We start from the raw sequence: 10,530 nt of genomic DNA on the forward strand, positions 1-10,530 counted from the left end.
CGCTCAATGCTTACTATTGTGCAATAGATAATTTTCTGATAGCGCTCAATGCTTACTATTGTGCAATAGATAATTTTCTGATGGCTATCAATGCTTACTATTGTGCAATAGATAATTTTCTGATGGCTATCAATGCTTACTATTGTGCAATAGATAATTTTCTGATAGCGCTCAATGCTTAACTATTCCACAATAGATAATTTTTTTTTGCACTTACGCAGGCAAATCCAGAAACCAGATTTATTTGTGTAAGTTACAGCCATTTTTCTTAAACAAACCCAGCTTATTAATTTTGATAGAACTTACGCAGAAACCGGGTTTATCAAAGAAATTTGGTGATTTGAGCAACAAGAACGGTAATAAACCCGGTTTCTTGATTGCTTTGCGTAAGTCTGGTTTGATTGAAAGTAAGAGGAAACCTAATATGTCAGAGCAGAACAAAAGTCAATGGGAAAAAAATGCCGAACGGCAAAAAGATGACGATCGCCGTAGAAGAGACAAAGAAGAGTGGAAAGCATTTCAGGAAGCAGAGAACGCTAGAAGAAAACGGGACAGCTATTATTCTCGTCAAGAAGCAGAGGCTACTTTGAATATACTAGAAGCATTACTAGCTTTATGTTGTAGCGCAACAAAATTAATTATCAAAAGTTTTACTAAACCCAAAGAAATCCAAGAAATAATAGATAATGCTCTCGACAATATTCCTATCATTGGATGGCTCAATGGCTGGATCGAACAATTCAATCAAGATATTAAGAAAAGTGAAGACGCATTCAAGAAATTCGGTAGTAATTATTGGATTCGCTGGTATTTGTTGTCATCTGTCAATGCCATTATGATGTCTATTTACCGATGCGGAGTAATCTGGCTTTTTTTAGTATTTTGGTCTTGGTTTTTCTCATATTCTGTGGGAACTATAATCCCGGAAGGAGTTATAACAATATCGAGTTCGGGTAAAGATTTATTCATTGTACTTGGAGAAAAAGTTGGCTTCCTCGCTCAAATATTTATCAAGTACGTTCCAATAAATGTTGCATTAATTTGGTGGCTGGCTATGGGACCACCAGCAGTCCGTCAAAATCAATTAATAAATCTAGTAATTAAAACACTTCCCTTCCTGATTAAAACACTTGTAGATATTACTTACTGGACTATTTGGTTATTCGTCTATCCATTGATAGCATTGGTTTTATCTTTACTTTTAGCAGGCACAGGAATTTTGATAAACTCATTAATTTCAACTGCTTTTACTAACCAAGATGGATTTGTTTTCGTTTTGGAAAAATTTGTAGATAATTTCAGTTCTATCATTGCATTTGTCGGCGAGACAATATATCTGAGGTTCCCACCATCACACATACGCAGGGGTATGACCTGCTTAACCATAGCTAAAATTCTTGCAGGTTTGTTGTTTTTGCAACAGCCCCAACTGGCTAGTTTAATAGATACTCTGGAAATGCCGTTTTTAATTAGCTTGATGCGTGGTTGGTTAATAGCACAAATATTGTGGCTCTTCATCGCTGATACTTTTGTGCGAAAGGCTATTTTATGGTGTTTCCATCAGGGAACATCTATTGGGAGAAGCAGTCGTTCAGAATAGTTAGGACTTGCATAATTAAAGAAACTGGGTTTATTGCCCTAGTTATTATTTTTCGCTTTCACCCGTTGATAAATCCGGTTTCTGCGTAAGCCCTAGTCAAAAACGACAAAATGTGATAATTATAAACAAAGTCAGACTTAACAATTATATCAGGAGGAATCTACTATGAAATACCAAGCTTTTTTCAGTTATATAGAATCCGGGTAATTAGTTATCGTAGTTTGTAACACAGCCTTCAAGGCTGTAACAAGCAGGATGCTTGAACTGCAAAATTGAATCTTTAAGTAGTTATAGAGCTATAAACGTACACTGTATAACCGGATTATATATTATTTAACCATAAGTTATGTTCTAATTTTAACCCCCTGTTAAATTAAGATTGGTTCAAATAGAAATAAGCAAGGTCATTTATGAGCAAAATCAGGTTTTTGATTATCACTTTAATCAGCTTTTTAACTGTTGTATTGCCGACTATACTAAACAAAACTTTCTCTATTTTTCTCTGTGGTTTACTGAGTTTTAATTCAGTGGGATGTTATGCAAACTTTAAGGATAATTCTGCCCAGGCAACTTTATCTCCCACTAATACTGAAATAACTAAAGTATCAATCACAATCGGACAAATACCCAGAGCCAGAAAACCAAATATTAATTTGGATTTGCAACAGGCACTACCACAGGATTTTTTGATTACTACTCAAATGCCTTTTAGTTCTGGTAAAAGAGAAATTTATCTCATTTCTCCCTCAACCAAAGCTCAACAAATTTATACAGTTAATTTACCTAATGCCAGGTTTCAATTATATGGAATTAAATTTCAAAATATACCTGTTATTGATGAGAGTAAATTAACCAAAAGAAATCGCCTAATTCTTAATAGAATTAAGCCTGAAAGTCTCAATGATTTTCAAGTCGCATTTGAAAACAATAAATTATCAAAAATTGTTCTAGCTAACGGCAATCAAGGAGAATTTACTGACACTCAAGCTATTATTAAATCAGCTAATGGTCAAATAATAGAAACTATTGATTTTTCCCAGGTAAATCGAACTGAAGAAACTTTAATTGCTACTACTAAGTCGATGTTATTAACATCATCTAACTGCAATCAAAATGTTAGTTCAAAATTAGATAATATAGCCGACTTTGTTGGAGTTCAGGGAAATAAACTAGCCTCTAGTGAAAATCAAATTACTCGAAATGTCGGATTAGCTTTAGCTGCTACTTCTGCGGCCTTAAAAAATAATATTAATTCTAGACAATCCCTACCTATTGCTAGCTGTGAACGAGCTGTTCAATGTAATGAAAAGCGGGTAAGTGGAGCTAGTGAAATGAGAAGCGATTTATTTGAAATTCCTAGAGGAGCTAATCCTAAAGTTGCTTTAGAATACGATTTTTTTGACATTCCCGACACTATTGAACTGTATTTAGATGGTAAAACAATCTATTCTGATGGTCCTAAATCAGAACGACATCAAAGAACATTAGATTTACCAAATAATGCAGAATATGTTGGGGTGCGCTTGATTGGAAATCTAGACCCAAAAACTCGATGGTGGTATGTAATTTCTTGTTCCGAAAGTGCAATAGAATAACCAACGCTCCTTGTGGTGATGATGAAATACAGGTTTCTTATGATCAAAAGTCTGAAAATTATCATAGTTACAAAGTAGACAATGAAGCTTGCTTCCTTAACACTCAGGGTTATAATGTTAATTTTGTTTTTAACGTTATGGTCAGTAATAAACAATTTATTGCGCCAGACCATGAAAGTCAAAAAAAAGTTGAGAATTGCCAAACAACAGATTTGAATATATTCGGTCTGTTTGGTAAAGATACTATTAGAACAACTATCAATAAACCTAATAATTATATCACAAACTACACGAGATAAAATCATGTTTTAAACCCTGGTAAAATAACTATAAAAATTGTTGAAAAAAAATGGAAAAATATATGTTCTTACTTGGGGAGAAAGTACAGGAATTTTGCCGACATTGAATGAGTAGCTGTCTGGAAGTTTATGGGGAGAAGTCGATAAAAAATTAATAAAAAAAAGTCAACGAAATTTTATCTAATAAAATCTACTCTCTACCAGAGTAAAAATATTTTGCCAAAGCCGTAAATTTGGCAATATAATACTAAAAATCTAACCAACTAGGTACAAATTTGAATTGGTAAAATTATTGTACTGTGCACATCTAGCTCACGATATTTCTACCTCGTAACAACGGGGAGTGCTGTAACAATCTGATTAAGGAGAATTAAAACTATGAAAAGAAAACATAAATTATTTATCTTAAGTCTACTTTTAGTCTTACTTCTGAAAATTGGTTTCTCATGGCAAATAGCGATCGCTAAACCCACACCCACCAACCAACAACCAGAAAAAATTAGCCAAACAGAAGCCACTCCCACTGAAACCGAAACCGAAACCGAAACTAAAGTAGATACTGAAGCAGAAGACTCCTACGAAACCCTGCTCGAAGCAGATTTTCTGTATCAGCAAGGAGAAAGAGAAGCAGCAGAAGAACTTTACCGAAAAGTCAAAACACCCTTTGCATCTCATCAAAACACCATGTTTTCAGACCCCATAAACAACACCGAAAATTTACCAACCGAGATTCAAACCGAGTGGGAAGAAGCAAAAAATGCTGCTGACAAAAATGATAATCTGGAGATGTTGCAAGAGTTTGTAGCACAACATCCAGAATTTGTTCCTGGTCATTTATTCTTAGCTAAAACATTACAAAAGAACGAAAAGAAAAAAGAAGCTCTGCAAGTTCTAGAAAAAGCCTCCAGTATTTTTCCCGACTCAGTAGAAATAGTTGAAGCTCATGTCAAAGCACTGAGAAAAGAAAAAGACTATTTAGAAGCATCCATCGCAGCTCGTCAATTTGTGTTAGTTAATCCAGAGCATCCAGAAGCAGCAAGGTTTCTAGAAATTGCTGACGAGAACTTTGAGAAATTCCAGAAGAAAATTAAGGGGCAAATGGTAGGCAAAGGTATCTTGGGAACAGCTATCCGAGTTGGTGGTTGCGCTGTACTCGGTAATTGTAATGTATTGGGAACTGTTCTGGGAGAAGGCATTAAAATGGGTAGTTTGCTGCTCCAAGGAGAATCAGGTTTAGGCAGTCGAGTAGCAGAAGCATATAAGAAACAACTCTCACTGGTGGAAGATGAGGAAGTAGTCGAATATGTGAGTAAAATTGGTAATTCTATTGCGGAGTTAATGGGTAGAGATGATTTTGAATACGAATTTTATGTAGTGAAAGATGATTCCCTCAATGCTTTTGCTTTACCTGGGGGTAAAGTATTTGTGAATACTGGATCGATTCTTAATACTAATTCTGAAGCAGAGTTAGCAGGTTTACTTACCCATGAAGTTGCTCATGCAGTTCTTTCCCACGGTTTTCAAAGAGTTGTGACTACTAACTTGTACGATAGTGCAGGGGGTGTTGTTCGTGATGCGTTAAAAACTAACATTCCTATTAGCAGTATTGCTACAAGTTTGATTAGTTTACGTTACAGTCGGAGCAATGAGCGTCAAGCGGATATTGTTGGTACTCGTGTTTTAGCTACTGCTGGTTATGCTGCTGATGGTTTAAGAAATTTTATGGCAACTCTGGATGAAAAAAAAGGTGGTAAACGTTCTTTGGGTTTTCTTTCCAGTCACCCCCAGTCAGATGATCGGGTTGACTATCTGGAACAATTAATTGAATATAATGGTTACAATCGTTATGCTTTTGAAGGAGTGGAGAAACATAGAGGGATTCAGGAAAAGTTAATGTAAAAAATGGAGCGATCTAATATCATGTCGGGATAAGAGCCCAATCAAAAAAACTTGCTCCTCCTTTTCCTCTCTTGGGAAGGGTTAGGGGTGGGTTAACTTGTAATTCATTCCTCCTGACTCTTTCCCTCTTTATCTATAACTATTTAATCGGACATGATATAACTCCACAATTTCCATTCTTTAGTGTAAAAGGGCGATCGGTAGCAATGGAACAGACTTACGCAGACTCTAGATATAGTGCCTTTGTGTAAGTCCTGAAACAATGAAAATTTATGCACACAGGACTAAAGCCATGAACGTTATTAGTAGGGTGCGTTAGCCTCAGCATAACGCACCGATACGCTATATATAGCGCCTTTCCGTAAGTCCTATCACAGTTAAAGCAATGTGCGCACTTAATATTTACAAATCACAGGAACTGTCCAATAACTAAAAGTCTTATTTTATTAAGCAATTTATTCCTTCTGTTCCCTGCGCACAGCGCTATATTATTTGGGAAATCAATCAAATAATTATGTCACGTTACAAAGTTGGTGGAAACTTAGCAGCAAATCATCCTACTTATGTAGTCAGAAAACAAGATACAGAATTATATGAAAAACTCTTAGCTGGAGAATATTGTTATATATTCAATGCTCGTCAAATGGGTAAATCTAGTTTGCGAGTGAGCGTGATGAAAAAATTACGTTCCCAAGGTTGTCAATGTGCAGTAATAGATATGAGTAGATTAGGTAATTCTTCTGCGCCAGAAAAATATTGGTATCGTCAATTTATGAAAAAGATATTTGGGGAATTGAACGATTTTTCGGTTCAAGAAAAGTCTTGGTGTAATGGATTTATCAAAGAATTATTTAGTGAATTTAATTTAAACTATAGTATCAATTCTCAAGAATGGATAGAAAATCATCAAAGTTGGATAAGTACCCAAATTTTAGTTCAATTTATTGAAGAAATTTTATTCATTAATTTTCCAGCACCGCAAAAAATATATATTTTTCTCGATGAAATTGATGCCCTGGTAAATTTACCTTTTAAGAATCAGTTTTTTGCCTTTATTCGCTCTTGTTATAATTTCCGAGCCGAAGCTGAAAATTCTGATTATCATCGGTTAGTTTTTGGTTTTTTTGGAGTAGTAACCCCAGAAGATTTAATTAAAGATGGCAAACATACTCCTTTTAATATTGGTCATGGTATTGAATTAACAGAGTTAACTTTTGAAGAGGGTAAAAAAAGTTTAATGGAAGGCTTAAAAGAAGTAGTTGATGAACCAGAAACTGTTTTAGAGAAAGTTTTTGATTGGAGTGGCGGTCAACCTTTTTTAACTCAGAAAATTTGTCAAATTATTCTTGATTATACTGATACTACTCAACCAGATATTGATAGTTTGGTAAAAGAACATATTTTGACAGATTGGGAAGATAAAGATCGGCCTACTCATTTAAAATATATTCGCCATTATTTACTCAGTGAAACTTTACTTGCGCCTCAGTTACTGAGGCTATATAAAAAAATTTTATTGCCAGGAGAAATTAAAGTTAATGATAGTTCTATACAAATGGGATTGAGGCGATCGGGTATAGTTATTAAAAAACGAGATAAGTTGGTTGTTTTTAATAAAATATATCAGACAATTTTTAATCTAGATTGGGTAGAAGAGCAGTTAGCAAATTTAAGAAATCAAGGTCAAAAAATCTGGCCTCCTAATTGGAAACAAGTTGCTAGTTTAGTAATTTTCCTGGGAATTAGTTGGCAGTTATCGGTGCAGAAGTTTTTGTTAGATAGGCGGGTGTTTTTACAAGCTATTTATCGTCAATATACTCGTCAAAATTCAACAAATAATATTCCCCCTGTGTTGTTAGTGCAAATAGATGATGAATCAATTATTAAAGCAGAAATTGCCCAACCTAATCCTATGAGAAGGGATTATTTAGCTAGTTTAGTTAAACGAGTTTCTGAGTTAGAAACCAAGGTCATTGGAATTAATTATTTATTAGATCGCTCTCATAAAAGAAGGGATGGAGGAGTAGGCGATCGCCTCTTAGCAAAAGCTATTCCAACAGCAGTAAAAAAACAACAATTGATTGTTCTGGTTAACCGCAGCGGCTATACTATAATTCCTGAAATTGCTAATTTGAATTTGATTTTACAAGGAAATGTGAAAGTGATAAGTAATGGAAGATATTTAGCACTCCCCAATCTTGAATCTTCCGATGTAAAAGATTTTACTTTTTCCTCTATGTTGTTATTAGCTTATCACTTAAATTATGAGAAAAAGTCTGATAGTTTACCTCAAGTAAACTTACAAAATCAGGTTAATTTTTCAGTTAATTATCAAAAATATTTTTCTGGAGTTTATCTTTGGAAATCCCTCACTTTTTTTTCCTATCGGTTGAAACAAAGGTGGCTGCTTCCAATTGTAGACTTTTCTATTAGTTATGACCAAGTATATGACTGTATTCATGCTTGGCGACTTTTGGAATCTCATAATTCTTTAGCTTCCAAAAAAAACTAGAAAATGTGAAGTAACTCAAATAATTGAAGATCAAGTTAAACAACAGATAGTAATAATAGTTCCTGGTGGATATGACAATGCAGGGCTAAAATACGGGGATGATAATTATACTCCACTGATGGCTTTTAGTTATTGGAATAATGACAAAATTTTAACAGGAGGTGAAATTCATGCCTATATGCTACATCATCTTCTAATTAATAGAATAGTGATTCCTATACCTGATTTCTGGATGATTTGGGTGGGGGCTTTTTTGGGTCAAGGTGTGATTATTTTATTGCATAAATATCCAGGAAAGCGTGGTGAGTGGGTAGGGGTTTTTGTAGTTACTAATTTTGTTTATTTAATAGTTAGTTTGCAGGTTTATATTTCTGGGGTGTTTGTGTTACCTATTGTGTTGCCTTCTGTTACCTTTTGGATTTATATTCTACTGCATTATCGGATAAAAAATGATTTCCCAACTTAACTGTGGTATAAATCAAGTAAAATTTTCTATCCCTAAAATATGTTTTGTTGAAAATTAAAAGGTGAAAAATATGCGTTATAAATTTTATTCATTTATATCTTTTTTTCTTCTATCAGTTTCTGGCTTACTATGGGTGAATTATTATTCATTAATTAGTCAAGTAAATGCTCAAGTTATTGCTCAAAAGTCGCCTTCTAGCCAATACATTTTGGATCGACTCCAAGAAATAATTTTTAATGCTAAAGAAGAACAATCCGAACCTCCAGAAACCTCTGATAAAAATACTTCTCGTGGTGATGATTTTTGTTTAATTGCACCTTGGTTATACAAATTAGAAAATTCCTCAGAGCAAATATTTGTAGAAGTTTTCCGAGAGCAACCTATCTTTATTTGGCAGAAAGATGCAGGGGCAATTTTCATACAAAATCCTGAAACTCAGGAGACAATTTGGGCAGAAGTTGTGGATTATGGAGTCAGAAAAATGGTTTATTCTGGTCAAACTTTAGAGAAGGGAAAAATTTATCATCTTTTCTTACACGAAGGCGATACAACTAGCTCTCCTTTTCCCTTTAAAATTATTAGTGGAAATCGCCGAAAAACTATTGAAGCAGAGTTGCAAAAATTGGAGAAAAAAGCTGGTGCTGCTTCTGCTGAAGAGATGGCTTTATTACGAGCTGATTATTTTCTGAAGCAAGGTTTATTATGAGATGCTTTTAATAAGATGTTATCAGTAAAAGAACCCTCTGATGAACTGAATGAAACTTTGAAAAAAATTAAGAAAGAAGAGTTTTGCCCCACCAAGTAACACAAGCATCTTACTTGTTAATTTAAAGTAAAACAGACAAAATTCCTGTTAGTCTAACCCACATTCCGCAGGTCAACTTCCAAAATTAAAAATAGTGTGAAAAAAGGAGACTAAAATGCAGCTAACTAAAAATTTTCTGTTTTCAATCAGAAAACTAGGTTTTTCTGTAACTACAATTACTGGATTAGTTATTAATTTAACCACTGAAATAGCATTAGCAGGGACTGCATGGCAAAAGCGAGAAATTACCAGGATTAACATATATATTTGCCATGCAGTAGATAATTTTTTTTGCTATTCAGACTTACGCAGGCAAACCCAGAAATGAGTTTTCCGTGTAAGTCCTGAGTTGGAAATCAAGTCAAACTTAACAATTCTATCAGGAGGAATTTACGATGAAATATCCAACTTTTTTCAGTTACTTAACTCTGAGTTCTATCCTAACTTTAACTCCGGTTAAGTTAGGATTAGCTCAAACTCAAAATTCACTGTTAAACTATCAAAAGATTGTACAAGATCAAATCAGTCACAACTTAGGAAATCAGATAAATAGACTTTATCAACAAGGAGAGAAACAATTAAAAGCAGGTCAATTGCAGGGAGCTTTAAATAGTTATCAGCAGGCTTTAGCTATTGCTAAAAAAATGGGTAATTCCCAGTTTTTACAAGGGTTAATTTTACAAAGGATCGGAATAGTTTATGGATACCTAAGCGAGTACAAAAAAGCATTACAAAACTATGAACAAGCTGGGAAATTTTTTCAAGCAGAAGGGAAAACTAAGGATGTTGCATGGACGCTTATATACATTGGTAACGTTTTCAGAGATTTACAGAATTTTGAAGAAGCAGAAAAATTTTATCAGCAAGCTTTAGAAATTAGTAAAAAAATTGGCAGTCGAGATGTGGAAGGAGAAAGTATCAATGGTTTAGGCAGCCTCTACAATATTCAGGAGAACTAGGATTTAGCACTGAAATATTATCAACAAGCTTTGCAGCTTAACCAAGAAGAAGGCGATCGCCAAGGTGAAGGAGTAGTTATTAACAACATTGGAGTCGTTTATCGACAACAAAGTAAATACCAACAGGCGTTAGATGCTTACAAAGCAGCTTTGAAGATTGACAGAGAAATTAGTAATCGCCTTAGGCTTTGTTGCACAAAAGGTGACGTTTAGGCTATAAATAACATCAGGATCATACGAATCAGTAGATATGAGTAAGTCCAAGTCCAAGTCCAAGTCCAAGTCCAAGTCCAAGTCTAAGCCTAAGCCTCAATACAAGATCAAGAATTGGTCTGAGTATAATGCATCCTTGAAGCAACGAGGCAGCCTAACATTTTGGCTTAATCAAGAGGTAA

Annotated in this window: 9 protein-coding genes and 1 pseudogene; all 10 read left to right on the plus strand. The window is 34.4% G+C overall.

The features are described from left to right. Positions 1–182 (plus strand): hypothetical protein (locus tag VKJ25_RS19305; RefSeq protein ID WP_324238267.1); only part of this gene is annotated, 182 nt, incomplete at its 5' end. Between the two features lie 242 nt (positions 183–424). Further along, positions 425–1,600 (plus strand): hypothetical protein, encoded by a 1,176-nt coding sequence (locus tag VKJ25_RS19310; RefSeq protein WP_324238268.1) that lies wholly within the window; start codon positions 425–427, stop codon positions 1,598–1,600. A gap of 428 nt (positions 1,601–2,028) precedes the next feature. Further along, entirely contained in the window at positions 2,029–3,195 is a 1,167-nt protein-coding gene (locus tag VKJ25_RS19315; protein ID WP_324238269.1) for a hypothetical protein, read from the plus strand. Continuing rightward, the gene (locus VKJ25_RS19320; protein ID WP_324238270.1) at positions 3,171–3,494 is read left to right on the plus strand and encodes a hypothetical protein; all 324 of its coding nucleotides are present in this window, start codon (positions 3,171–3,173) and stop codon (positions 3,492–3,494) included. The genes VKJ25_RS19315 and VKJ25_RS19320 overlap by 25 nt, the downstream gene beginning before the upstream one ends. 378 nt (positions 3,495–3,872) lie before the next feature. After that, positions 3,873–5,393, plus strand: coding sequence for a M48 family metalloprotease (locus VKJ25_RS19325; protein WP_324238271.1), 1,521 nt, complete (start codon positions 3,873–3,875; stop codon positions 5,391–5,393). 514 nt (positions 5,394–5,907) lie between these two features. Further along, positions 5,908–7,905 carry an AAA-like domain-containing protein gene (locus VKJ25_RS19330; RefSeq protein WP_324238272.1) on the plus strand — a complete coding sequence of 666 codons (1,998 nt, stop codon included), beginning with the start codon at positions 5,908–5,910 and terminating at the stop codon, positions 7,903–7,905. A 118-nt stretch (positions 7,906–8,023) separates the two neighbouring features. After that, positions 8,024–8,371: a hypothetical protein gene (locus VKJ25_RS19335; RefSeq protein ID WP_324238273.1), complete on the plus strand. Its 348-nt coding sequence runs from the start codon at positions 8,024–8,026 to the stop codon at positions 8,369–8,371. A 70-nt stretch (positions 8,372–8,441) separates the two neighbouring features. After that, positions 8,442–9,077: a hypothetical protein gene (locus VKJ25_RS19340; protein ID WP_324238274.1), complete on the plus strand. Its 636-nt coding sequence runs from the start codon at positions 8,442–8,444 to the stop codon at positions 9,075–9,077. Between the two features lie 214 nt (positions 9,078–9,291). Next, positions 9,292–9,504 (plus strand): hypothetical protein, encoded by a 213-nt coding sequence (locus VKJ25_RS19345; RefSeq protein ID WP_324238275.1) that lies wholly within the window; start codon positions 9,292–9,294, stop codon positions 9,502–9,504. A 67-nt stretch (positions 9,505–9,571) separates the two neighbouring features. Beyond that, a pseudogene (locus VKJ25_RS19350) lies at positions 9,572–10,348 on the plus strand (tetratricopeptide repeat protein). The last annotated feature ends 182 nt before the right edge of the window (positions 10,349–10,530 follow it).

It is taken from the genome of Okeania sp., from assembly GCF_035285525.1.
Classification (GTDB): Bacteria; Cyanobacteriota; Cyanobacteriia; order Cyanobacteriales; family Microcoleaceae; genus Trichodesmium.

Excerpts from the sequence above, each read along its gene's own strand:
- VKJ25_RS19340 (WP_324238274.1), top strand. The coding sequence starts at position 8,442 with ATGCGTTATAAATTTTATTCATTTATATCTTTTTTTCTTCTATCAGTT.
- VKJ25_RS19310 (WP_324238268.1), top strand. The coding sequence starts at position 425 with ATGTCAGAGCAGAACAAAAGTCAATGGGAAAAAAATGCCGAACGGCAA.
- VKJ25_RS19330 (WP_324238272.1), top strand. The coding sequence starts at position 5,908 with ATGTCACGTTACAAAGTTGGTGGAAACTTAGCAGCAAATCATCCTACT.
- VKJ25_RS19345 (WP_324238275.1), top strand. The coding sequence starts at position 9,292 with ATGCAGCTAACTAAAAATTTTCTGTTTTCAATCAGAAAACTAGGTTTT.
- VKJ25_RS19335 (WP_324238273.1), top strand. The coding sequence starts at position 8,024 with ATGGCTTTTAGTTATTGGAATAATGACAAAATTTTAACAGGAGGTGAA.
- VKJ25_RS19325 (WP_324238271.1), top strand. The coding sequence starts at position 3,873 with ATGAAAAGAAAACATAAATTATTTATCTTAAGTCTACTTTTAGTCTTA.